The following is a 23,453-nucleotide window of genomic DNA, read 5'->3' on the forward strand; positions in this document are numbered from 1 at the left end:
GTGCCGGTCACGGAGGGTAGATCCCGCTTCTCGGTGCGAGCCTACCGTCCGGGTCGGGGATCACCCTCCGTGCTGAGACAACGGGCATTTCCGTATGGCGATTCCCACGAGGGTTCGAAGGGTTCTTTTGTCCCAGCCTCTCCCGGTTTCACGGCCTCTGCCCGTTCGGGGGCCGGGACGGGGGACCGGTATCGCAGCAGGTCGGCTTCGTGTGTTCGCCCAGGGGTTCACCCAGGGGTGTGCGTTCCGCCCCGCCCGGGGGACCCCGGAGCCGGTGGGGAGATATGGAGCGTCTAAGGTGGCGTGGTACGCGCAGAGCGGACGATTCGGGAACATCGTTCCGGTGGACGCCTGCGAAGATTCATCTTCAGTTGGGGTGTTAGTGACCGCCGTCGAATCCCGTCCCGCCGGGGTCACCGGGGCGACGCCTGCGCACCGGCCGTTCGGGGCCCGTGTCGGCGCATTCGTCGCACTGACCAAGCCTCGGATCATCGAACTGCTGCTGATCACCACCGTCCCGGTGATGTTCCTGGCGCAGCGCGGTGTCCCGGATCCGCTGCTGGTCCTCAAGGTGGTCATCGGCGGCTACCTGTCGGCCGGTGGCGCCAACGCCCTCAACATGTACATCGACCGCGACATCGACGCGGTGATGTCGCGCACCGAGCGGCGGCCGCTCGTCACCGGGATGGTGTCACCGCGCGAGGCGCTGGTCTTCGGCATCGCGCTGGCGGTCGGTTCCACGCTCTGGCTCGGCTTCCTGGTCAACGCGCTCTCCTCGCTGCTGGCGCTGTCGGCCCTGCTGTTCTACGTGTTCGTCTACACACTGGGTCTGAAGCGGCGCACCGCGCAGAACATCGTCTGGGGCGGGATCGCCGGCTGCATGCCGGTCTTCGTCGGCTGGGCGGCGGTCACCGGCTCGGTGTCCTGGTCGGCGCTGGTGCTCTTCCTGGTCATCTTCTTCTGGACGCCGCCGCACTACTGGCCGCTGTCGATGAAGGTGCGCGAGGACTACGAGCGGGCCGGCGTGCCGATGCTCCCGGTGGTCAAGGGCAACCTGGCGGTCGCCAAGCAGATCGTCCTCTACTCCTGGGTGATGGTCGCCGTCTCGCTGGCGCTCTGGCCGCTGGCGGAGACCAGCTGGCTGTACCCCGTCTCGGCGGTCGTGCTGGGCGCGGCCTGGCTGAAGGAGGCGCACGGACTGTACGCCCGGGCCAAGGCCGGGGTGGTCGGCGCGAAGCTCAAGGAGATGCGCCTCTTCCACTGGTCGATCACCTATCTGACGCTGCTGTTCGTGGTGATCGCGGTGGATCCGTTCGTGAAGTAGCCGCCGACGCGGAGAAGGGGCCCCGGTCTTCGGACCGGGGCCCCTTCCGCGTCTCAGCGCGGGGGCAGTTCGGAGGGTCCCACCCGGTCGTCCAGCCAGTCCCGCAGGGGCTGGGAGGCCCGCAGGAAGCCGGTGATCCGGTCGTGGGCGGCCCGGGTGCCGAGCCACGCCGCCGGCGGCCACTCCTGCCAGGCGACCAGCCCCTTGTGGCGGAGCAGCTCGATCCGCGGGTGGTCCCGGGGGTAGCCGCGCGGGGCGGACCTGAGGCTGTCCCGGCCGACCACCTCCGGCCCGGCCGCGCGGACCCGGGCGATCACCCGCTCCAGCTCGGCGCCGCCGACCTCCTCGGCGACGGCGGCCCGGTAGCGCGCCAGCTGGTCCGGGGCGAGCCGGTACAGCCCGTTGCCGCAGGCCAGGCCGTCGGCGGAGAGCTGGATGTAGCCGCCGCTCTCCAGGTGGGCGCCGATGTGCGTCTTGTACGGGGACTTGTCGGCGCTGAACCGGACGTCCCGGTTGGGGCGGAAGATCTTGCCCGGCCCGAACCCGGGCTCCAGCTCGGCGAGCAGTCGCTCCATCGGCTCCCGCACGGCGTGCTCGTACCGGTCCTTGTGGGACTGCCAGAAGGTCCTGGAGTTGTCGGTCTCCAGGTGCTCGTAGAACTCTAGGGCCTCGGCCGGCCAGCCTTGGAAGGTCACCGCTCCAGTATGTGGTCCGGTGCACAGCCCGGTCCCGTCGCCAGCTCCGCTACCGATCGGTAGCATGCGGGCATGAGCAGCGCAGAGACCGCCACCCCCGCCGCGCCGGACGCCCGCGTCGAGCGCCGCGCCAAGCGCATCGCCAAGCACCTGACCGCCTTCGCCAAGCAGCACGGCGGCAGCGCCGACGGCGTCGTCGAGTACGTGGGCACCGTCGCCACCCGGATCGTCGTGGTCGGCGCGGACGGCGCCTGGGGCGACCAGGTCGCCCCGAGCTACGCCGTCGGCCGCCGGGCCGCCGAGCTGGCCGGGGTCACCCTGCACGACAGCTTCGAGGGCGAGCTGGGCCTGAAGGTCAGGACCGGCCCGTACGAGTGGAAGCGGATGGCCGGTATCCAGATCGGCGGCTGAGGCCGCGCCGAGTACGCGAGAGGGGCCCCGGGTTTCCCCGGGGCCCCTCTCGCACGCTCAGACCGCTGCGGTCCGCGGCGCCTGGGCGGGCAGCGGCGCGGTGGGCGCGGCGCCCTCGCGCACGCGCAGCGCCAGCGGGATGCGCAGGACGGCGATCCAGGTGAGCGTGGCGCCCAGCATGTGGATGCCGACCAGCAGCTCCGGGACGTCCGTGAAGTACTGGACGAAGCCGAGCACGCCCTGGAGCAGCAGCACCGCGAGCAGCTCGCGGGCCCGCGCGCGGGCGGCGGGCGGGGCCTTCACGGCGGCGAACACGAAGAGCACCGCGACCGCCAGGCCGACCGAGACGAACGCCAGGTCGGCGTGCACCTGGGCGAGGCGGTCGTAGTCGAGGGGGATCCGCGGCACCAGCTTGTTGTCCTTGGGCGTCCCGGGGTGGTGCCCGGCGCCGGTCACCAGCGTCCCGGCCGCCACCAGCAGGCCGATCACGGTGACCAGGACGTAGGAGAGCCGGACGATCGGACCGGCCACGGCCGGCCGCGGCGGGCCGTCGCCCTCGCGCGAGCGCTCCCACATCAGCAGCGCGACCCAGACCAGGGCCATCGCGGAGATCAGGTGGACGGCGACCGTGTAGGGGTTGAGGCCGGTCAGCACGGTGATGCCGCCGATCACGGCGTTGCTCATCACCAGCCAGAACTGGGCCCAGCCGAGCCTACTCAGGCCGCGCCGCCAGGGCCGGTGGCAGCGGGCGGCGAGGATCGCCCAGCCGACCGCGGCGCTCAGCACGTAGGTCAGCATCCGGTTGGTGAACTCGATGATGCCGTGGAGGCCCATTTCGGGAGTCGGCGTGATGCTCTCGCCGGTGCAGCGGGGCCAGGTGGTGCAGCCGAGGCCGGAGGCGGTGAGCCGGACGGCTCCGCCGGTCACGACGATCACCACGCTCATCACCAGCGCGGCGAACGCGGCGCGCCGGACCATGGCGGCGGACGGCTGCCAGCGGTCGGCGAGCAGGGAGAAGGGGGTAGGCACGGGGTCAATCGTAGGCGGCCTTACAGCCGATCTTGGGGCGGGGCGGGGTCGCGCCGGGCGGGCGCCGTCCGGCCCGTCGCCGGTCCGTCGCCCCGGGGGCCGTCCGACGGGCCCCGGGGCGGGCCGTTCGGCCCGAACGGGACTGTTCGGGCAAGGCGGACATTGGTCTTGACCAATCACTCGGTTGGCCGAAAGAGTGCGGCTTGGTCCATACCTTTTTCCGGGACCGCACCCACCCCCGCACGTAAGCGGAGATCCTGCACATGCGCATACCCACACCCGCCGCAGCGCTCGCTCTCGGCGGATCCCTCGCCCTGGCCGGTCTGATCGCCCCGGCCGCGCACGCGGCCGAGCCCGGCCGGCAGTGCCAGAGCCTCGGCGTCGCCAATCTCTACGGGGAGTTCATCGAGGGCGACGACACCCACACGCCGGACGCCGAGGGCGCGGTGGCGGTCGGCGGCAACGCGGACTTCACCGGCGGCTTCTCGGTCGGCCAGGAACTGACCGCGGACCAGGTCGCGGCGCTTCCCGGCGGCAACGCGCTGGTCGTCGCCGGCAAGATCACCGGGCACAACACCCAGGTGATGAAGGGCAACGGCGTCTACGGCTCGAAGGCCCCCGGCGCCGTGGTGGACGCCCACCAGGGCAAGATCAGCCGGGGCGCCTCCCCGATCGACTTCAAGGCCGAGTTCGCCAAGCTCCGCTCGGCCGCCACCGCCCTCGCGGCCGGGGCGCAGACCGCCGGCGCCAAGGTCGAGGCGAAGGGCGCGCAGCTCTACCTGAGCAGCGCCGACGCCACGCTCAACAGCTTCACCGTCAGCGCGGCGACGCTCCAGGGCGCCACCGACGTCTTCGTGAAGGTGCCGGTCGGTTCGGTCACCGTCGTCACCGTGACCGGCGACAGCTACGACATGGCCGCCGCCCGGACCACGGGCTTCCACCTGTGGGACGAGGGCAAGAAGGCCTACGTCCTGGACGACAAGCTGCAGAGCGCGTCGGGCGGGGCGGTCCGGGCCAAGCTGCTCTGGAACTTCCCGACCGCCACCAAGGTGGTCAAGAACAGCCAGGCCGCCTGGGCCGGCACCGTGCTGGCGCCGAACGCCGCCTTCGACCTCGGCAGCGGCGGACCGGTCAACGGCTCGGTGATCGCCAAGTCGCTGACCGGCAAGGGCGGCGCGGAGACGCACCACTACCCGTTCACCGGCTGCCTGAACACCGAGGTGCCGCCGACCACCGTGCCGACCGTGCCGCCGGTGGTGCCGAGCGGTTCGCCGTCGCCGTCCTCCACGCCGAGCGCGTCGTTGACCCCGAGCACGCCGGCGACGCCCGGCGCCTCGGTGACCCCGGGCGGCTCCGGCAGCCCGTCCGCCCCGACGACCGGCACACCGGGCCCGGGCGCCACGGGCAGCCCGGCGGCCTCCGCCTCCCCGTCGGCGGCGGTGGTGCCGAGCGCCTCGGCCGGCCCGTCGGCGGAGGCGACCACCGGAGGCGGCCTCGCCCACACCGGCTCCGGCCCGGTCGTCCCGCTGACGATCGCCGGCGCCGTCGTGATCGCCGCCGGTGGCGCGATCGTGGTGGCCACCCGTCGCCGGGCGGCCAGGAAGGCCTGACGGCCCGCCGGGCGACCGTAGTGCTGCCCCCGGTGGTCGGATTCGACCGCCGGGGGCAGTGCGTTTGCGCCACTGTGACGGAATACGTTCAAGTTCGCCGAACGGGTGTCGTGCGAGGTCGCCGCCGTGATGGGCTGCTCCTTGCACAACCGAGGCCGGACGGACAGTCGAAATCCGGTCGTACGGCGGGGTGTGGGGAGGTGAGGGTGTGCCGGTAGAGTCCCCCGGACAGTCGTGGCGGGCCACCGCGAGCCTTTCAACAAGCCTGCTGCGCAAGACCGTTCGGAGGGGACAACGAAATGGCGCGACAGCGGCGGCAGATCGGCATCAGGAACGCGGCACTGGCGGGGACGGCGGCAGCCGCCGTCCTGCTGCCCTTGGCACTGGCGACCAGCGCCTCGGCGCACGCGCCCAAGTGGCAGGTGACCTGCGACAAGATCGTGATCGATCTGACCAACTACAGCGACGCGAGCGGTGTGAAGAACGTCGTCAGCCTGACCGTCGACGGCGAGAAGGTGCTCGACCAGAAGCCGTTCGGCAAGGAGTTCCACGGGACGTTCCCGGTGAAGGACCACGCCAAGCCGGTCAGCGCGACCTTCGTGGTCACCACCACCGAGGACCCGAAGAACGCCGACTGGAACAAGACGGAGACCAAGACGATCGAGGTCTGCCAGACCCCGACGCCCACCCCGACCCCCACGCCCACCAAGACCCCGACTCCCACCCCCACCCCCACGGCGACCCCGACGCCGACGCCCACCCAGACCCCCACGCCCACCAGGACCCCGACGTCGAGCCCGACGCCGACCCCCACCAAGACCCCCACGGCGACGCCCACCCCGACCCGGACGCCCACCCCGGCGCCGAGCACCGCCACCCCGGGCCCGGTGCTCGCCCAGACCGGTAGCAGCGACGCCACCCCGATCATCGCCGCGGCCGGCGGCGGCGTCGTCCTGCTCGGCGGCGCGCTCGTCCTGCTGGCCCGCAAGCGCCGCAGCGGCGGCAGCGAGAGCTGACGCCCGCGGCCGATCGCACGGTGGCCCCCGCTCGCACGACGAGCGGGGGCCACCGTGCTCTGTGCCGGGGCCCGCGTGGCCTGCTAGCCCGGGGTGACGGTCGCGAAGACGCCCCGGGCGGGTGTGCCGTCCGGCCAGGTCCACCCGGCGACCAGGCGCGCGGCAGGGCCCTTCGCGGCATCCGCGGCCTCCGTGGGCCGCAGGACGCGGTTGAGCCGGACGTCGAACGCCTCGGCGGCCGGTGCGCCGTGCACGGTGACGCCGGGGTCGGGGGTGTCGCTCAGGCTCTGGTGCTGCGGGACGGCCCCGCCGCGCAGGAGTGCGCGCGACTGCGCCGTCACCACCGGGTCGTGGGCGCCGTCGTAGATCCACCGGGTGCCGAGCACCCCGTGCTCGGAGGTGCCGATCAGCGCCTCGGCGGGGGCGTCCGCCAGCGCCGTACCCCGGTAGGCCAGCGGCACCAGGTACGCGACCGGTTCCGGCGCGGAGGTGTCCACCACGACCATGAACTCGATCCCGACCTCGCCCGCCGGATCGTCCAGCCGGAACCCGCCGGCCGTCGTCAGTTCCGGGGCGCCTGCGGTGCCCACGTACCAGCTCTGCTTCGGCAGCCAGCCGGTGAGCAGCTCCAGTTTGGTGGGCTTCATGGTGGTGCGGTGGATGGCGGCCATGACTTCCCTCGCGCGTAGATCCGGGCCCGTCCTGCCACGGGATGCGGTCGAACGTATCGGACGGCATCACCCGGTGCGGGCGGGGGCGGTGCCGAACCGGGCCGGGCGCTCGGCGCCGGGCCGAACAAAACGGATTGCCGCCCCTGCGGGGGTGTGTCACTGTTCGGCCGGGACCGAGCAGTTGATCAACGTCGGCAGGTCGGTCGGGCCCCGGGGAATTCGCCGACGGGGCACAGGGAATCACGGGAATCGGTGCCATGGGGAATCAGTACGAGGACGAGTGTCGCCGGGCGTTGGCCGGGGAGCAGGCGAAGAGCCTTGCCGAGACCGACCACTGGGAGCACGTGGACCGGGACCGGGTCCACCAGGACTGGGATGTGCTGTACAAGGAGATCGCGGCCGTTCTGGAGGGCTCCCTGCCCGGGGACCCGCAGATCCAGGAGTTCGTCGGCAGGCACTTCGACATCGCCTGCCGGTTCTACGTCCCCACCAGGAAGGCCTACGTCGGCATGGCGCTCTTCTACGCGGAGAACGACGACATGAGGGACTTCCACAACTCCTACCACCCCAGGATGGTGGAGTTCCTGGGGGAGGCGATGGGCGTCTTCGCCGAACGCGGGACCGGCTTCGCCCCGTAGAGCGGGACCCGCCGGTAAGGCCGCGTCGCGGGCTCCCGCCGACGGCCGGGCGGGCTACGCTCGCAGCCAGCACGGGACCGAGGAGATCCGAGGAGGGCGCGACGGCCCGGACCAGCCGCGAACGCGTCATCAGAACGCTGACGTTCTGGCTTCGCCCGGCCTTCGCCCTGCGCTGCGTCAGCCGTTTCCAGAAGCTCGTGGGCTTCGACCGCTCGATGGCCCTCGCCGCCGGCGCGCTGGCGGCGACCGTCCCGCTCTCGATCCTCACCGGCGGCGTCCTGGCGCGCACGGGGCACGCGGACACGGCGGAGCGGATCATCGGCCGCTACCAGCTCACCGGGGAGGGCGCCGATGCCATCCGGCAGGTGTTCGCGCCCTCGTCCGGCACGGCCGCGACCATCGGTGTCTTCGGAGCGGTGTTCCTCGTGATCTCGGTGCTGAGCTTCGCCCGGGCGGTCCAGCGCCTGTTCGAGCAGACCTGGGAGCTCAGACCGCTCAGTGTGCGCAACACGCTGAACGACCTGTGGTGGGTGGCCGGTCTCACCGGCTACCTGATGGCCACCGGTCTGGTCTACGGCTTCCTCGGCCGGGGGCGCCTGCAGCTGGGGGCGGCCGCGGCCGAGGCGCCGGTGACCGCGGCCTTCCTCGTCTGGGGCGGCTGGATCCTCACCGCGCGGCGGGTCGCCTGGCGGGCCCTGCTCCCGTTCGGTGTCGTCGGGGGCGTCCTGGCGGCGGTCTACTCGGTGGGTGCGACGGTCTACCTGCCGCACCTGTTCAGTTCCTCGGCCGCCCGGTACGGCGCCGTGGGCGCCGTCTTCGCGACGCTCTCGGGACTCTTCGGCGCCATGCTCGTCACCGTCGGCTCGGCCGCGCTCGGGCGGGAGGTGCGTGACGAGCTCGTCGGTATCGCCCGGGGTGAGCGTCCGCCCGACGACGAGATCCGCCGCGAGTGGCACACCGTGATCGAGCAGGCGCGGTCGCGGTGGCACACCACCCGGCGGCAGATCGCCCGCTACCGCCGGTCCAAGGACCCGGACGAGCCGGGCGGGCCCTGACCCTCGGGGCGCGCCCCGAGGGTCACTCCCAGCGGAAGAAGCGGGCGGCGGCGGCCAGGGCCACGACCGCCCAGGCGCCCAGGATGCCGAGGTCGGCCCAGGGCACACCGGCGCCGGTCTGGAGGACCGAGCGGAGGCCGTCCGACAGCGCGGCGATCGGGAGCAGCTCCAGCACCGACTGGACGGCGGCCGGGAACCTGCTCAGCGGCACGATCACGCCGCCGGCCAGCAGCAGCAGGACGAAGACCAGGTTGGCGGCGGCCAGCGTGGCCTCCGCCCTGAGGGTGCCGGCCATCAGCAGCCCGAGGCCGGAGAAGGCCGCGGTGCCGAGGACGAGCAGGGCGACGACGCTGAACGGGTCGCCGTGCGGGGACCAGCCGAGGGCGAGCGCGATCACGCTCAGCAGGGCGACCTGGAGCGCCTCGGTGACCAGCACGCAGCCGGTCTTGGCGGTGAGCAGCGCCCAGCGCGGCAGCGGGCTGGCGCCGAGCCGCTTCAGCACGCCGTAACGGCGTTCGAAGCCGGTGGCGATGGCCTGCCCGGTGAACGCGGTGGACATCACGGCCAGCGCCAGCAGGCCGGGTGCCAGGAAGTCGACGCGCTTGCCGGGGCCCTCGACGGCGACGATGTCGACGGCGGAGAAGAGCACGAGCAGCACCGTCGGGATGATGACGGTCAGCAGCAGCTGTTCGCCGTTGCGCAGCAGCATCTTCGTCTCGAAGGCGGTCTGCGCGAGCAGCATCCGGCCGACCGGGGCGGCGCCGGGCGCGGGCGAGTAGTCGGTGGTCGTCACGAGCGGAGGTCCCGTCCGGTCAGGTCGAGGAAGACGTCTTCGAGGCTGCGGCGCTGCACGGCGAGCCGCTCGGGGAGGATGCCGGAGGCCGCGCACCAACCGGTGATGGTGGCCAGCAGCCGCGGATCGACGGGCGCCTCGATGCGGTAGCTGCCGGGCGAGGCCTCGGTGGCGGTGGCGCCGTCGGGCAGCTCCTTGAGCAGCGGGGCGAGGTCGAGCCCGGGCGGGCCGTCGAAGCGCAGCGAGGACTCGGCGCCGCCGCGGCAGAGCTCGTCCGGGGTGCCCTCGGCGATCACCCGGCCGCGGTCGACGACGGCGACCCGGTCGGCGAGCTGCTCGGCCTCGTCCATGTGGTGGGTGGTGACGACCACGGTGACGCCGTCCCGGCGCAGGTCGCGGACCAGCTCCCAGGTGGCGCGGCGGGCCTGCGGGTCGAGGCCGGCGGTCGGCTCGTCCAGGAAGACCAGCTCGGGCCGGCCGACCACGGCCATCGCCAGGGCGAGCCGCTGCTGCTGGCCGCCGGAGAGCCGGCGGTAGGTGGTCCGGCCGCAGGAGCCGAGGCCGAGGCGTTCGACCAGGGCGTCCACGTCCAGCGGGTGGGCGTGCAGCTTGGCGGTGTGCCGGAGCATTTCGACGGCGCGCGCTCCCGCGTACACGCCGCCGGACTGCAGCATCACGCCGATCCGCGGGCGGAGCTCGGCGCCCTGGGCGACCGGGTCGAGGCCGAGGACGCGGACGGTGCCGGCGTCGGGGCGGCGGTAGCCCTCGCAGATCTCGATGGTGGTGGTCTTGCCGGCGCCGTTGGGACCGAGCACGGCGGTGACGGCGCCGCGCGCGAGGGTCAGGTCGAGACCGTCCACCGCCGTCTTGGTGCCGTAGCGCTTGACCAGCCCGGTGACCCGGACCGCGGGTTCGGAATGCATACCGGCGAGTGTATGAGGCGCGAACACGGCGGCCCGGAGCGGGAGGCCGCGCCGGGGCCGGACGCGGCACCGGACGGGCGGCCGAAGGGGTGGTGGGTGGAGCGGTCGACGGCCTGGTCGGCGGGCCGTCCGGAGGGCCGCCGAGGGGCGAGGAGGGCCGGAACGACCGCCGGAACCGGTGCCAGGTGATCGTTTTCGCAGGTCAGGTAAGGCTTGCCTGCGTGACAGATGACACGAGTGAGGCCTGCATCACGGCTTGTCCCGACGGAAGTAATTACGCAACAATCGTGTTGTGAAAAACATGCGCGAGCACTCCCCGCAGCAGGAGGCCGAGTCGGCCCCCGGCTGCGCCGTGCCCGCGAACGCGACCGAGGTGCTGCTCGACGGTCACCGCGCGACCCGGGACCGGGTGGCCCGGTCGATCCTCGACCACGGTCCGTCCTCCGCCGCCGACCTGGCGAACCGGCTCGGTCTGACGACCGCCGCCGTCCGCCGTCACCTGGACGGCCTAGCCGCCGCAGGACTGGTCGACGCCCGTGAACAGCGGGTCTACGGCAGCCGCGGCCGGGGTCGCCCGGCCAAGGTCTTCGCCCTCACCGAGTCCGGTCGGGACGCCTTCTACCAGGCGTACGACCAGCTCGCGGCCGACGCGCTGCGCTGGATCTCCGACGCGGTGGGCGGCGGCGCGGCGGGCGAGGAGGCGGTCGCCGCCTTTGCCCGCGCCCGGTTCGGCAAGCAGGGTGAGAAGTACCTGGACGCCCTGCGCCAGGCCGAGGCCGGTGAGCGGACCGAGGCACTCGCCCGGGCGCTCAGCGCCGACGGGTACGCTGCCACGGTGCGGCGGGTTCCGTCGGCCGCGGCGAAAGCCCCGGCGGGCGCCCAGCTCTGCCAGCACCACTGCCCGGTCGCGCACATCGCCGAGCAGTTCCCGCAGCTCTGCGAGGCGGAGACCGAGGTCTTCTCCCAACTGCTGGGCACCCATGTGCAACGGCTGGCCACCATCGCCCACGGCGACGGGGTCTGCACCACCTATGTGCCGGCACCCGGTGCCGCATCGTCGCCCTCCCTGCGCAGCGCGGGTCCGGGTTCCGGTGCAGTGCCGACTGCCGGTACGTCCACCGAAGATTCAGCGTCCGCGCGTTAGGAAGCTCGCATGACTGACACCGTTTCGCACCCGGAGCTCGAAGGCCTGGGCACCTACGAGTACGGCTGGGCGGACCCGGATGCCGCCGGCTCCGTCGCCAAGCGCGGGCTCAGCGAGGACGTCGTCCGCGACATCTCGGCGAAGAAGAGCGAGTCCGAGTGGATGCTGAACCTGCGGCTCAAGGGCCTCAAGCTGTTCGGCAAGAAGCCCATGCCCACCTGGGGCTCGGACCTCACCGGCATCGACTTCGACAACATCAAGTACTTCGTGCGCTCGACCGAGAAGCAGGCCGAGTCCTGGGAGGACCTGCCCGCCGACATCAAGGCGACGTACGACCGGCTCGGCATCCCGGAGGCGGAGAAGCAGCGGCTGGTGGCCGGTGTGGCCGCGCAGTACGAGTCCGAGGTGGTCTACCACCAGATCCGTGAGGACCTGGAGGAGCAGGGTGTCATCTTCCTGGACACCGACACCGCGCTGAAGCAGCACCCGGAGATCTTCGAGGAGTACTTCGGCACCGTCATCCCGGCCGGCGACAACAAGTTCGCCGCGCTGAACACGGCGGTGTGGTCGGGCGGCTCCTTCATCTACGTGCCGAAGGGTGTCCACGTCGACATCCCGCTGCAGGCCTACTTCCGGATCAACACCGAGAACATGGGCCAGTTCGAGCGGACGCTGATCATCGTCGACGAGGACGCCTACGTCCACTACGTCGAGGGCTGCACCGCGCCGATCTACTCCTCGGACTCGCTGCACTCCGCGGTCGTGGAGATCATCGTCAAGAAGGGCGGCCGCTGCCGCTACACGACGATCCAGAACTGGTCGAACAACGTCTACAACCTGGTCACCAAGCGCGCCGTGGCGTACGAGGGCGCGACCATGGAGTGGATCGACGGCAACATCGGGTCCAAGGTCACCATGAAGTACCCGGCCGTCTACCTGATGGGCGAGCACGCCAAGGGCGAGACCCTGTCGATCGCCTTCGCCGGTGAGGGCCAGCACCAGGACGCCGGCGCCAAGATGGTCCACATGGCGCCGAACACCTCCTCCAACATCGTCTCCAAGTCGGTGGCGCGAGGCGGCGGCCGCACCTCCTACCGCGGTCTGATCGAGATCGGCGAGGGCTCCAAGGGCGCGAAGTCCAACGTGCTCTGCGACGCCCTGCTGGTCGACACCATCTCCCGCTCGGACACCTACCCGTACGTGGACGTCCGCGAGGACGACGTGTCGATGGGCCACGAGGCGACCGTCTCCAAGGTCAGCGAGGACCAGCTCTTCTACCTGATGAGCCGGGGCATGACCGAGTTCGAGGCGATGGCCATGATCGTCCGCGGCTTCGTCGAGCCGATCGCGCGCGAGCTGCCGATGGAGTACGCGCTGGAGCTGAACCGGCTGATCGAGCTGCAGATGGAGGGCTCCGTCGGCTGACGCACAGCCGCACGCAGTCCAGCCACCAACTTTGAGGAAGAGAGCACTACGACAGCCATGGCTGACACGCCTTTGAATGTCGCTGGGACCACCGCCGGTTCCACCACCGCCGGTTCGATCGAGGTCGGCACCGCCGGGGCGGGCGCGCAGCTCGCCGGCCCCGGCACCGGCCGCGCGACCGTCCAGCAGCCGATCGACGCCCGCGTCGCCGTCAAGCCCTCCTTCGAGGTCGGCGACTTCCCGGTGCCGACCGGCCGCGAGGAGGACTGGCGGTTCACCCCGCTGCACCGCCTGAAGGGCCTGCACGACGGCAGCGCCGCCGAGGCGGAGAAGGGCGCGGACAAGGTCGAGCTGAGCCTGCCGGACGGCGTCACCGCCGAGACCGTCGGCCGCGACGACGCCCGCCTGGGCAAGGCCGGCAAGCCGGTCGACCGGGTCGCCGCCCAGGCGTTCAGCGCCTTCGAGCAGGCGCTCGTGGTCACCGTGCCCAAGGAGACGGTGCTCACCGAGCCGGTGAAGATCGACGTGCACGGCGAGGGCGGCACCCGCTTCGCCCACGTGGTGATCGACGTCAAGCCGTTCGCCGAGGCCGTCGTGGTGATCAACCACACCGGGACGGGCACCCGCGCGGCCAACGTCGAGCTGCTGCTCGGCGACGGCGCCAAGCTGACCTTCGTCTCCGTCCAGGACTGGGACCGCGACGCGGTGCACACCGCCCAGCAGACCGCCCTGGTCGGCCGGGACGCCTCGCTGAAGTCCGTCGTGGTCACCTTCGGCGGCGACGTGGTCCGCATCCACCCGCGGGTCTCCTACTCCGCTCCCGGCGGCGAGGCCGAGCTGTTCGGCCTGTACTTCGCCGACGCCGGCCAGCACCTGGAGCACCGTCTGGTCATCGACCACGACACCCCGCACTGCCGCTCCAACGTCGTCTACAAGGGCGCGCTGCAGGGCCAGGACGCGCACGCCGTCTGGGTCGGCGACGTGCTGATCCGCGCCGCCGCCGAGGGCACCGACACCTACGAGCTCAACCGCAACCTGGTGCTCACCGACGGTGCCCGGGTCGACTCGATCCCCAACCTGGAGATCGAGACCGGCGAGATCGTCGGGGCCGGCCACGCCTCCGCGACCGGCCGCTTCGACGACGAGCAGCTCTTCTACCTGCGGGCCCGCGGCATCCCGGCCGACGAGGCCCGCCGTCTGGTGGTGCGCGGCTTCTTCGCCGAACTGGTCCAGCAGATCGGCGTCGCCGAGATCCAGGAGCAGCTCATGGAGAAGATCGAGGCCGAGCTGGAAGCGGCGGTCTGAGGCCGATGAGTTTTCTCCGTGCCTGCGCGCTGAGCGAGCTCCAGGAGGACGTGCCCCGGCGCGTCGACCTCAACGGCGTGCCCGTCTCCGTCGTCCGCACCGACGAGGGGGTGTTCGCGATCAGCGACACCTGCTCGCACGCGAACGTCTCGCTGTCCGAGGGCGAGGTCGAGGACTGCATGATCGAGTGCTGGCTGCACGGCTCCAGCTTCGACCTGCGCACCGGCAAGCCCTCCGGACTGCCCGCCACCAAGCCGGTCGCTGTCTACCCCGTAAAGATCGAAGGGGACGATGTGCTCGTCTCCGTCAACCAGGAGTCCTGAGTACATATGGCAACCCTTGAAATCCGCGACCTGCACGTCACCGTCGAGGCGGAGAACGGCCCCCGGGAGATCCTGAAGGGCGTCGACCTGACCGTGAAGCAGGGCGAGACCCACGCGATCATGGGTCCGAACGGCTCCGGCAAGTCGACCCTGGCGTACTCGCTGGCGGGACACCCCAAGTACACCGTCACCAGCGGCTCGGTGCTGCTGGACGGCGAGGACGTCCTGGAGATGTCCGTCGACGAGCGGGCCCGGGCCGGTGTCTTCCTGGCCATGCAGTACCCGGTCGAGGTCCCCGGCGTCTCGGTCTCCAACTTCCTGCGCACCGCCGCCACCGCCGTCCGCGGCGAGGCCCCGAAGCTGCGGCTCTGGGTCAAGGAGGTCAAGGCGGCGATGGCGGCCCTCCAGATGGACCCGGCCTTCGCCGAGCGCAACGTCAACGAGGGCTTCTCCGGCGGTGAGAAGAAGCGCCACGAGATCCTCCAGCTGGAGCTTCTCAAGCCGAAGATCGCGATCCTCGACGAGACCGACTCCGGTCTGGACGTCGACGCGCTGCGGGTCGTCTCCGAGGGCATCAACCGGGTCCGCTCGACCGGCGAGGTCGGCACCCTGCTGGTGACCCACTACACCCGCATCCTGCGCTACATCAAGCCCGACTACGTCCACGTCTTCTCGGCCGGCCGCATCGTCGAGTCCGGCGGCGCCGAGCTCGCCGACAAGCTGGAGGAAGAGGGCTACGAGTCCTACGTGAAGGGTGGCGCTTCCGAGTGATCCATACCCCCGAGACGAGTGGCCCCGCCACGGGCCTGCCGGGTCTGCTCGACACCGACGCGATCCGCAAGGACTTCCCCGTCCTGCAGCGCCTGCTGCACGACGACAAGCCCCTGGTCTACCTGGACAACGCCGCCACCTCGCAGAAGCCGCGCCAGGTGCTGGAGGCGCTGAACGCCTACTACGAGCGGCACAACGCCAACGTGCACCGCGGCGTCCACGTGCTCGCCGAGGAGGCCACGGCGCTGTACGAGGGCGCCCGTGACAAGGTCGCGGCCTTCGTCAACGCGCCGAGCCGCAACGAGGTGGTCTTCACCAAGAACGCCTCGGAGTCGCTCAACCTGGTCGCCAACATGCTGACCTGGGCGGACGAGCCGTACCGGGTGGACGCCGACTCCGAGATCGTCATCACGGAGATGGAGCACCACTCCAACATCGTCCCGTGGCAGCTGCTCTCGCAGCGCACCGGCGCGAAGCTGAAGTGGTTCGGGCTGACCGACGAGGGCCGGCTCGACCTGTCCAACATCGACGAGCTGATCACCGAGAAGACCAAGGTCGTCTCGTTCACCCTGGTCTCCAACCTGCTCGGCACGGTGAACCCGGTCGAGGCCATCGTGCGCAAGGCCCAGGACGTCGGTGCGCTGGTCGTCATCGACGCCTCGCAGGCCGCGCCGCACATGGTGCTGGACGTGCAGGCGCTGGAGGCCGACTTCGTCGCCTTCACCGGCCACAAGATGCTCGCCCCGACCGGCATCGGCGTGCTCTGGGGCCGCCAGGAGCTGCTGGAGGACCTCCCGCCGTTCCTCGGCGGCGGCGAGATGATCGAGACCGTCACCATGGGCTCGTCCACCTACGCCCCGGCGCCGCACAAGTTCGAGGCCGGCACCCCGCCGATCGCCCAGGCGGTCGGGCTCGGCGCGGCCATCGACTACCTGTCGAACATCGGCATGGACCGGATCGCCGCGCACGAGCACGCCATCACCGCGTACGCGGTGGAGCGGCTGCTGGAGGTCCCGGACCTGCGGATCATCGGTCCGCGCACGGCCGTGGACCGGGGCGCCGCGATCTCCTTCACGCTGGGCGACATCCACCCGCACGACGTGGGCCAGGTGCTGGACGAGCAGGGCATCGCCGTGCGCGTCGGCCACCACTGCGCGCGGCCGGTCTGCCTGCGGTACGGAATTCCCGCGACCACGCGGGCGTCGTTCTACCTGTACTCGACGCCGGGCGAGGTCGACGCCCTGATCGACGGCCTGCACCACGTCCGGAACTTCTTCGGCTGACGGGACGGCCCACGACATGAAGCTCGACTCGATGTACCAGGACATCATCCTGGACCACTACCGCAACCCGCACGGCAAGGGGCTGCGGGACGGCGACGCCGAGGTGCACCACGTCAACCCGACCTGCGGGGACGAGATCACCCTGCGGGTGCGGCTCGACGGGGCCACGGTCGTGGACGTCTCGTACGAGTCGCAGGGCTGTTCCATCAGCCAGGCCAGTGCCTCGGTGCTGAACGACCTGGTGGTCGGCAAGACCGTCGGCGAGGCGCAGGCCGTCCAGGAGGCCTTCCTGGAGCTGATGCAGAGCAAGGGCCAGGGCGAGGGGGACGAGGAGGTGCTGGAGGACGCGGTCGCGTTCGCCGGCGTCTCCAAGTACCCGGCCCGGGTCAAGTGCGCGCTGCTCAGCTGGATGGCCTGGAAGGACGCCACCGCCAAGGCCCTGGCCGAGCAGCCCGCCGTGCACGACCTGAACGACTGAAGCAGAAGAGGAGGACAGACACATGAGTGACACCGAGACGCCCGCCCCTTCCGCTGAGGAGGGTCCGACCGTCATCGTCGGCACCACCGCCGGCACCGTCTCCGTCGAGGACCTGACCGAGGCCCTGATGGACGTCGTCGACCCCGAGCTGGGCATCGACGTCGTCAACCTGGGCCTGATCTACGGCATCCACATCGACGAGTCCGACGTGGCCACCATCGACATGACGCTCACCTCGGCGGCCTGCCCGCTGACCGACGTCATCGAGGACCAGGCGAAGACCGCCACCGACGGCCTCGTCCAGGACCTGCGCATCAACTGGGTCTGGATGCCGCCGTGGGGCCCGGACAAGATCACCGACGACGGCCGCGAGCAGCTCCGCGCCCTCGGCTTCAACGTCTGACGGACGTCCTGCGTCAACCCACTGCCGCGCGAGTCTCTCCTTCGGGGGAGTCATTCGCGCGGCAGTGGTGTATCTGCGAGCGGGCGGCCACGCTGGTGCCGCGACCGCGAAGGGAGCGACGGGATGGCTGTGGAAGCGATCGGGCACTGGACGTTGCCCGCCTCGCCGTATGCCATGTGGGTCCGGGGAGAGCTGGAGGCGTACCTGCGCATCCCGGACGACGGCACACGGGTCGAGGTGATCGGAGGGGAGTTCGTCGTGTCACCGGCGCCTGTGTACCTGCACGCGGGGATTCTTACGGACATCCAGGAGGCGGTGCTGTCCGCCAGAGTGCTGGATGCGGCCTTCCCCTGGCGGGCCGTGCAAACCGTCAACCTCGACCTGGTGGAGATCGGCGACGGCTACGTCCCCGACATGGTGGTCGTCCACCAGGACACCGATGCCAGGAGCAGGGCGGAGGACGTGCTCTTCCTACAGCCGCAGGACCTCGACCTGGTGATCGAGGCGACCTCGCCGTCCAACGCCCGCGACGACCGCCGTCCGCTGCTCGGCCGTCGACTCAAGCCCACCAAGTGGAGCGGGTACGCGCGGACCGGCGTGCCGTACCACCTCCTGGTCGACCGTGACCCGCGGCAGCCCGGCATCACCCTGTTCGGTGAGCCGGACCGGGGCGAGGGGAGCTACCGGGTGCTCGGCGAGTGGAAGTTCGGTGAGCCGCTGCGGCTCCCGGAGCCGTTCGGGTTCGAGGTCTCCACGGAGACCTGGAAGCCCTGGGCGGAGTAGGTCCGGGAACGCCGCTGCCCGGTACGGGATCCGTACCGGGCAGCGGCCTTCCCGTCGGTCAGGCGGTGCGGGACCGGCGGGCGACGGCGACGGCCAGGGCGACGCAGAGGACGGCGGCGAGGCCGACGAAGCCGCTGGTGGCCGGGAGCAGGCCGTAGCGCTGGACGAGGGCGCCGACGCCGACGATCGGCAGCGAGCTGCCGAGGTAGACGATGACCCAGAGGGAGCTGAGTTCGGAGCCCCGGCGTTCCGGGTTCATCGCGGCCACCGCGCCGGTGAACAGCGAGCGGAAGGCGACCCCCTGGCAGGAGCCGCCGAGGACGCTGCCGATGAAAAGCAGCGCCGGTGTGCCGGTGTACTGGGCGGTGACGACCAGGCCGAGGCCGGTCGCCAGACCGGTCATGCCGAGGGCGATGACCAGCCGGTCGGCAGTCGGCGGGACCAGCAGCTGGGCCACGGCGGAGGAGCCGAGCAGCAGCGCGGCCACCACGGCGCCGGTCAGCCGGGAGTCGGTGTGCAGCAGCTTGGCGGAGAAGGCCGGGGCCAGGCTGAGGTAGACGCCGAAGACCGCGTAGGAGATGAACCCGGCGGCCGAGGCCAGCAGGAACGCCCGGCGGCCGGTGGACGGCAGGGCGAGGCGCTGCGGGCGCAGGTGCGCCGGGGTGGTGATGCGCGGCGGCGAGGCCGGCGGGCGGCTGCGGCCGGGCATCCGGGGGTGGACCAGGGCGAGCGGCACACAGAGCGCGAGCAGGGCGACGGCGTGCAGCAGGAAGGGCGTCATCAGCGGGTCGGAGCCGCCGGCCAGCAGGGCGCCGACCACCGGGCCGATCGCCACGCCGCCCGCCGAACAGGCCAGGGTGAGCTTGGCCGCCAGCGTGGGGTGGTCGGGCAGCAGGTCGCCGAGGGCGGCTCCGGCGGCGCCGGTGGACAGGCCCACCGCGACGCCCTGGACGGCGCGGCCGAGGGCGAGCTGCCAGAAGCTGCCCGAGGTGGCGAAGACGACGTCCCCGGCGGCGGCCAGGGCCACGGCGGGCAGGATCAGCGCGCGCCGGCCGAGGTGGTCGGACCAGTGGCCGACCGCGGCGAGCACCGGGACCAGCGCGAACACGTACACCGTGAAGAGGATCGTGGTGTCGAGCGCGGTCAGCGAGAGCCGCTGCTGGAGCAGCGGGTAGATCGGCGTGGCCAGGTTGGCACCGATCAGCATGAGGAGGAGGGCGCCGGCGACGAGGCCGACGCGGACGCCGCGGAGCGCGTTCCATCGGCTGATCGCGGCGAGCTGGAGCTGGGCGCGCGGGGCGAGCTCCAGGGGAAGCAGGGCCTCCGACAGTCGGCGTCCGTCGAACTGCGCGGTGCGCAGGCCGGAGCCGGCAGGGGAGAGGTCCGCCATGGCAGGGGTCTCCTGTGGCCGGGCACCACCAAGGTCGGCGGGGTGTGCCGGCGCGCCCGTCCGGTGGCGCTGTGGTGGTGGCCTCGGTGCGGGGACTTCCTGGTGGAGCGGGGTGAGCATGGGACCCTCCGTCCCGGAGCCGGGCGAGGAGGGTGGAGGGGCTTCATTGCCCGGTGGCCCGCGCGGGGTGTGCACGGTGCCGATTCGAAGGATAAGGGGTGGGCGCACGGTTGCGGCGCGCGCCCCTGGAGGCCGGGCATCGGGGGTGCCCGGCCTATACGCTGAGGTAGTGGACCGGCACAGGGAGCTGATCCACTGCGGCCGGAACGGATCGGCCGACCGCTGGCTGTAGGGAGAACGCGCGACAATGGCCGGACGACGTCGTAAGAACGCTGGGGCTCCGTCGGCGGGTGCGCCGGACGAGGGGGCGGTCGGCGCTGTGCTGCCCGCCGACCTGGAGCTGCAGGACCTCTATGGGGCGTTCGCCGCGCACGGGCTGGACGACGAAGACCTGGACGACGCCGCCGTGCTGGTGCCGCCGGTGCGGCTGCCGGCCGAGTCCGAGCTGGCCGACCAGGCGAAGGCCGTGCCGATGTTCGGGTACGCGCTGAAGCTGGCCCGCTGGACGGCCCCGCACCGGGAGGTGGACGAGTTCGGCGACCTCACCGGTCCGGACCGGGCGCCCGCCGCCCGGCTGCTCGGCCTCGCGCCCGAGCAGGGGGAGGCGCCGGAGGAGGCCGTGGTCGAGGCGATGCGGGCCTGGTCGCTGGCCTGCGACCTGGACCTCATCGAGATCGGCACCACCGCCGCCGGTGAGCACGTGGCCATTCCCGGGCCGGACCTGGAGCCGGCCGAGCGGGGGGACGCGGAGACCGTCCTGGAACTCTGGCTGACCGCCGCCGGGATCGTCCGGGAGCTGGCCGTGGAGGCCGACTCGCTGCCGGAGGAGGAGGCCGCCGAGGAGGCGGCCGAGCGCGCCGGGGCCGTGGGGGAGCCGGAGCCGGAGTCGGAGGATGACGACGACGAGGAGCGGCTGGCGCGGGTCGAGGAGGCCCGGGAGGAGGCCGCCGAGCTGCTCGACGAGGCGCTCCAGGTGCTCTACGAGACGACCGCCTTCGCCGACCCGGGCACCGAGACCGTGCCGCTGGGCGTGCTGGCCGCGCTGCTGGTCGTCCCGGAGGGCGAGGAGCCGAGCGAGGAGCTGCTCGGCGACATCACCGATGTGATGGTCGCGCTGGACCCGATGCTGAACGACCTCGCCGAACTCGGCGTGCTGGACTACCGCCCGATCGACCCGGAGCTGTTCGACGAGGAGGAGGGGCCGGAGCCCCTCGGCGGCGGGGTCGGCGACGAGCCGCTGGACGAGGAGGAGTCGGCCCGCTTCGGCCTGGTCCGGCTCACCCCGCTCGGCCAGTACGGCATCCGGCAGTGGCTGCTGGAGGACGGCTACGACGCGCCGCTGGTCGGCGAGCTGGCCCAGGGGGATGCCGCCGAGCTGCTGCGCGGAATCTGCGAGGCCGCCAACGTGCTGCCCGAGGAGGAGCTGCAGGTCTGGGTGACCGACCGGGAGCCGGTGGACGCGGCCCGCGAGCTGCTCGCGGCGTCGCGCGGCAACGACGCGTACGCCCCGATGCGCCGGATGCTCAGCCGGCTGGCGCTGGGCATGATCGGCCGGCCCGCCGAGCCCGCCGTCCGGGAGGTGCTGGACGACCCGGAGCTGGGCGGGGCCGCGCGGGCCTGGCTGGTGGATCTCGGCGCCACCGATGTGCCCGCGCCGGAGCGGGGGATGGCGCTGTGGACGGTGATCGACACCTTCGCCGCCCAGCTGCTCGACACCGGCGGCGACGCCGAACTGCTTCGCGAGCTGATCGCCGACCTGCCGGTGACCGGCAACCCGGCGAGCTACTTCGGCGAGCTCTGGCGGGTCGACCACCCCTACACGGCGGACGTGCTGGAGGCGGTCGGCGAGCTGCACCTCGACCGGACGGTGGCCAAGGAGGCCCGCAAGGCGGCCTTCAAGGCGCGTTCGAAGAGCTGAGGGCCCAGGGGGCGTGCGGGGCCGGGCCGGCCGGGGCGGGACGCCCGGCCGGTCACGGCAGGTCCAGTGAGCCCTCCGCGGTGAACGGGAAGAACGGGTTGTGGGCCAGCTCCCACAGGTGGCCGTCCGGGTCCTCGAAGTAGCCCGAGTAACCGCCCCAGCTGGTCGCGGTCGGGGGCTTGACCACCGTGGCGCCCGCCTCGACGGCCGTCCGCAGGGCGGCGTCCACGCGCTCGGTCGACTCCAGGTTCACCGCGAGGGTGACGCCCCGGAACGACGGCTCGCCGAGGGCGGGGACCCCGGCGTCGGCGGCCAGCTCGTCGGTCGGGAAGAGGCCGAGCACCGAGTCGGCGGTGCGGAACCAGACGATCTCCGGGCTGGAGACCGACGAACGGCGCCACCCGAGGTCCTCGTAGAACCGGGCGCTGCGGTCGAGATCGGTCACCCCGAGGGTGACGATGCTGATGCGGGCGGGAAAGTCCTGGGTTGCTGTCATGCCCGACAGCGTAGGAAGCGGCACTGACAAACGCGCGTCCTGACACGACGGCGCGGGTGGCGATCCGTCCGGCGGGGCAAAGGAGCTGATGACCCGGCAGGTCGGGCCACGTATCGTGTCCCGCAGGCGGTGTGCGGGCGGCGAGGACACGGGGGTGCGGCGCGGGATGACGCGGGAGAGCGGTGGCAGGCAGGACGGTCTCCGGGGGGACGGCGCGCGGTGGATGGACCCGCGCGGACGGGAGGACCGCTTCACCGACCAGGAGGAGTTCTCCCGCCGCACCCTGGCCGCGGCCGGCTTCCCGGTGTACGGCGTCGTGCGCGGCGCCGACCCGGGCGGCGACGCGCTGACCGCGTTCGAGACCTGTGACGGCCGGCTGTCCTGGGTCGAGGTCTGCTCCGGCGACTGGACCTCCGCCGACGGCCCGTACGTCACCGTGCGCACCTACCGTCCCGGGGCCGACCGGCCGGGCGCGCTGCCCGAGCTGGAGGACGTGGTCGAGGACGAGCGCGACCGGGTCTACGAGCAGCTCGGCGTCGACGAGGGCGACTGCCCCGGCCGGGTCCGGGCGCTGCGCGAGTGGATCACCGTGGACGGCGAGCCGTGCGCGGTGGAGGTCCACGAGGACCTGCGCGACCCCTGGGACCGGCCGGACGCCCCGCTGCCCGGCCTCGGCGCCACCCCCGGTGCCGGCCCGGTCTGGGCGGGCCGGTTCCGGGTGGACGGGCTGACCGTCACGGTCTGCGGGCGCGGCGTGGTGCCGGGCAGCCTCGAACTGGCCCCGATCGAGGACGTCGAGCGGCATCTGCGCGGCCGGACGGCGCTGCTGCGCGGCCTCGCCGCCCGCCGGGCCCGGTACGTCCCGGTCGAGGAGCGCGAACTCCCGCCGACGGTGGGGCTGGAGGCGCACCGGGCGGTGATCGAGCACGGCATCGCCGAGTCCGCGGCGATCGAGGCGCAGGTCCGGGCCGGGCGCACGCCGCGGCTGCCGCGCGGGCTGCGCGGCGAGACCGGCGCGCTGCGCTGGGAGGCCGCGGTCCGCCAGCAGATGCGGCTGGGCTCGGAGAGCCGGGAGGAGGCGGTCGCAGCGGTCACCGCGATGGTCAACCACCTCAACCGGCTGTCCCGGCAGACCCAGTGGGTGGTCGGCACGGTGGAGGGGGTGGCCGCGGTCGAGGAGGTCATCCGCTACACGGTCTTCGCCAGCGAGGTGGCGAGCCTGCCCGCGCAGCGTGCCTGGGAGCAGCTCTGGCGGGACCGGGCGGAGGGTGCCGGCGCGGCGGGCGACGGCTGGGAGGAGGAGCGGATCGGCGAGCAGCTCTGGCTCGCGGCCTGGGAGCAGTGGCGAGCGGCCCGCGCGGGGCGGTGAGCGCCGCCGACGGACCGCCGCGCCCGGGTGCCGCTCCGCTCCGCGGCTGTCCTCCGGCTCCGTTTCCGCGGCTGTTCGAT

The 23,453-nt window shown here is 72.3% G+C and carries 24 protein-coding genes; 17 read left to right on the top strand and 7 right to left on the bottom strand.

The annotated features are described in order from the left end of the window. The first annotated feature begins 382 nt into the window (after window positions 1–382). The gene (locus OG618_RS26390) at window positions 383–1,324 is read left to right on the top strand and encodes a heme o synthase (protein ID WP_329490017.1); all 942 of its coding nucleotides are present in this window, start codon (window positions 383–385) and stop codon (window positions 1,322–1,324) included. 53 nt (window positions 1,325–1,377) lie between these two features. Here the strand turns inward: OG618_RS26390 and OG618_RS26395 are convergent, their stop codons facing one another. Then, window positions 1,378–2,019 carry a DUF2461 domain-containing protein gene (locus OG618_RS26395; RefSeq protein WP_329490018.1) on the bottom strand — a complete coding sequence of 214 codons (642 nt, stop codon included), beginning with the start codon at window positions 2,017–2,019 and terminating at the stop codon, window positions 1,378–1,380. 72 nt (window positions 2,020–2,091) lie between these two features. Here OG618_RS26395 and OG618_RS26400 point away from each other — a divergent pair, with 72 nt between their 5' ends. After that, on the top strand, window positions 2,092–2,430 hold the full coding sequence (locus OG618_RS26400) for a hypothetical protein (protein WP_329490019.1): 339 nt from the start codon (window positions 2,092–2,094) through the stop codon (window positions 2,428–2,430). Between the two features lie 57 nt (window positions 2,431–2,487). Here OG618_RS26400 and OG618_RS26405 read toward each other — a convergent pair whose 3' ends face one another. After that, window positions 2,488–3,468: a COX15/CtaA family protein gene (locus OG618_RS26405; protein WP_380386699.1), complete on the bottom strand. Its 981-nt coding sequence runs from the start codon at window positions 3,466–3,468 to the stop codon at window positions 2,488–2,490. Window positions 3,469–3,722: 254 nt separating this feature from the next. On the opposite strand from OG618_RS26405, the gene OG618_RS26410 reads away from it, so the two are divergent. After that, window positions 3,723–5,069 (top strand): choice-of-anchor A family protein, encoded by a 1,347-nt coding sequence (locus OG618_RS26410; RefSeq protein WP_329490020.1) that lies wholly within the window; start codon window positions 3,723–3,725, stop codon window positions 5,067–5,069. Between the two features lie 299 nt (window positions 5,070–5,368). Beyond that, a complete protein-coding gene (locus tag OG618_RS26415; protein ID WP_329490021.1) occupies window positions 5,369–6,085 on the top strand; it encodes an LAETG motif-containing sortase-dependent surface protein in 717 nt (238 codons plus the stop codon). An 83-nt stretch (window positions 6,086–6,168) separates the two neighbouring features. Here the strand turns inward: OG618_RS26415 and OG618_RS26420 are convergent, their stop codons facing one another. Further along, window positions 6,169–6,756, bottom strand: coding sequence for a maltokinase N-terminal cap-like domain-containing protein (locus tag OG618_RS26420; RefSeq protein ID WP_329490022.1), 588 nt, complete (start codon window positions 6,754–6,756; stop codon window positions 6,169–6,171). Window positions 6,757–7,013: 257 nt separating this feature from the next. Between OG618_RS26420 and OG618_RS26425 the strand changes: the two genes are divergently transcribed. Both OG618_RS26425 and OG618_RS26430 read left to right on the top strand, forming a co-directional pair. Further along, window positions 7,014–7,394, top strand: coding sequence for a TipAS antibiotic-recognition domain-containing protein (locus OG618_RS26425; RefSeq protein ID WP_329490023.1), 381 nt, complete (start codon window positions 7,014–7,016; stop codon window positions 7,392–7,394). Window positions 7,395–7,591: 197 nt separating this feature from the next. Then, window positions 7,592–8,449, top strand: a complete 858-nt coding sequence (locus OG618_RS26430; protein WP_329490024.1) for a YhjD/YihY/BrkB family envelope integrity protein — start codon at window positions 7,592–7,594, stop codon at window positions 8,447–8,449. A gap of 22 nt (window positions 8,450–8,471) precedes the next feature. Here OG618_RS26430 and OG618_RS26435 read toward each other — a convergent pair whose 3' ends face one another. Together OG618_RS26435 and OG618_RS26440 are read right to left on the bottom strand one after the other, a co-directional pair. Beyond that, entirely contained in the window at window positions 8,472–9,191 is a 720-nt protein-coding gene (locus OG618_RS26435) for an ABC transporter permease (RefSeq protein WP_329492288.1), read from the bottom strand. A gap of 47 nt (window positions 9,192–9,238) precedes the next feature. Further along, window positions 9,239–10,165 (bottom strand): ABC transporter ATP-binding protein, encoded by a 927-nt coding sequence (locus tag OG618_RS26440; RefSeq protein ID WP_329490025.1) that lies wholly within the window; start codon window positions 10,163–10,165, stop codon window positions 9,239–9,241. A gap of 301 nt (window positions 10,166–10,466) precedes the next feature. On the opposite strand from OG618_RS26440, the gene OG618_RS26445 reads away from it, so the two are divergent. The 9 genes from OG618_RS26445 to OG618_RS26485 all read left to right on the top strand — a co-directional run bounded on the left by OG618_RS26445 (window position 10,467) and on the right by OG618_RS26485 (window position 18,080). Then, the gene (locus OG618_RS26445) at window positions 10,467–11,309 is read left to right on the top strand and encodes a helix-turn-helix transcriptional regulator (protein ID WP_329490026.1); all 843 of its coding nucleotides are present in this window, start codon (window positions 10,467–10,469) and stop codon (window positions 11,307–11,309) included. Window positions 11,310–11,318: 9 nt separating this feature from the next. Further along, a complete protein-coding gene (gene sufB / locus OG618_RS26450) occupies window positions 11,319–12,734 on the top strand; it encodes a Fe-S cluster assembly protein SufB (protein ID WP_329490027.1) in 1,416 nt (471 codons plus the stop codon). A gap of 57 nt (window positions 12,735–12,791) precedes the next feature. Further along, window positions 12,792–14,039 carry a Fe-S cluster assembly protein SufD gene (sufD, locus tag OG618_RS26455; protein ID WP_329490028.1) on the top strand — a complete coding sequence of 416 codons (1,248 nt, stop codon included), beginning with the start codon at window positions 12,792–12,794 and terminating at the stop codon, window positions 14,037–14,039. Between the two features lie 5 nt (window positions 14,040–14,044). Beyond that, the gene (locus OG618_RS26460) at window positions 14,045–14,362 is read left to right on the top strand and encodes a bifunctional 3-phenylpropionate/cinnamic acid dioxygenase ferredoxin subunit (RefSeq protein ID WP_329490029.1); all 318 of its coding nucleotides are present in this window, start codon (window positions 14,045–14,047) and stop codon (window positions 14,360–14,362) included. 6 nt (window positions 14,363–14,368) lie between these two features. Further along, window positions 14,369–15,133 carry a Fe-S cluster assembly ATPase SufC gene (gene sufC, locus OG618_RS26465; protein WP_329490030.1) on the top strand — a complete coding sequence of 255 codons (765 nt, stop codon included), beginning with the start codon at window positions 14,369–14,371 and terminating at the stop codon, window positions 15,131–15,133. Further along, complete coding sequence (locus OG618_RS26470) at window positions 15,133–16,416, top strand: cysteine desulfurase (protein WP_380386702.1); 1,284 nt, start codon at window positions 15,133–15,135, stop codon at window positions 16,414–16,416. Before sufC ends, OG618_RS26470 begins: the two co-directional genes overlap by 1 nt. A gap of 16 nt (window positions 16,417–16,432) precedes the next feature. Then, a complete protein-coding gene (sufU, locus tag OG618_RS26475; RefSeq protein WP_329490031.1) occupies window positions 16,433–16,894 on the top strand; it encodes a Fe-S cluster assembly sulfur transfer protein SufU in 462 nt (153 codons plus the stop codon). Window positions 16,895–16,916: 22 nt separating this feature from the next. Continuing rightward, window positions 16,917–17,297, top strand: coding sequence for a metal-sulfur cluster assembly factor (locus OG618_RS26480; protein WP_329490032.1), 381 nt, complete (start codon window positions 16,917–16,919; stop codon window positions 17,295–17,297). 123 nt (window positions 17,298–17,420) lie between these two features. Continuing rightward, window positions 17,421–18,080: a Uma2 family endonuclease gene (locus tag OG618_RS26485; protein ID WP_329490033.1), complete on the top strand. Its 660-nt coding sequence runs from the start codon at window positions 17,421–17,423 to the stop codon at window positions 18,078–18,080. 58 nt (window positions 18,081–18,138) lie between these two features. Here OG618_RS26485 and OG618_RS26490 read toward each other — a convergent pair whose 3' ends face one another. After that, window positions 18,139–19,470, bottom strand: a complete 1,332-nt coding sequence (locus OG618_RS26490; RefSeq protein ID WP_329490034.1) for an MFS transporter — start codon at window positions 19,468–19,470, stop codon at window positions 18,139–18,141. A gap of 367 nt (window positions 19,471–19,837) precedes the next feature. Between OG618_RS26490 and OG618_RS26495 the strand changes: the two genes are divergently transcribed. Beyond that, on the top strand, window positions 19,838–21,508 hold the full coding sequence (locus OG618_RS26495; RefSeq protein WP_329490035.1) for a hypothetical protein: 1,671 nt from the start codon (window positions 19,838–19,840) through the stop codon (window positions 21,506–21,508). A gap of 52 nt (window positions 21,509–21,560) precedes the next feature. Here OG618_RS26495 and OG618_RS26500 read toward each other — a convergent pair whose 3' ends face one another. Continuing rightward, a complete protein-coding gene (locus tag OG618_RS26500; RefSeq protein WP_329490036.1) occupies window positions 21,561–22,004 on the bottom strand; it encodes a VOC family protein in 444 nt (147 codons plus the stop codon). A 223-nt stretch (window positions 22,005–22,227) separates the two neighbouring features. Between OG618_RS26500 and OG618_RS26505 the strand changes: the two genes are divergently transcribed. Beyond that, entirely contained in the window at window positions 22,228–23,373 is a 1,146-nt protein-coding gene (locus OG618_RS26505) for a hypothetical protein (RefSeq protein WP_329490037.1), read from the top strand. The last annotated feature ends 80 nt before the right edge of the window (window positions 23,374–23,453 follow it).

It is taken from the genome of Kitasatospora sp. NBC_01246 (assembly GCF_036226505.1).
In the GTDB taxonomy this organism is placed as follows: domain Bacteria; phylum Actinomycetota; class Actinomycetes; order Streptomycetales; family Streptomycetaceae; genus Kitasatospora.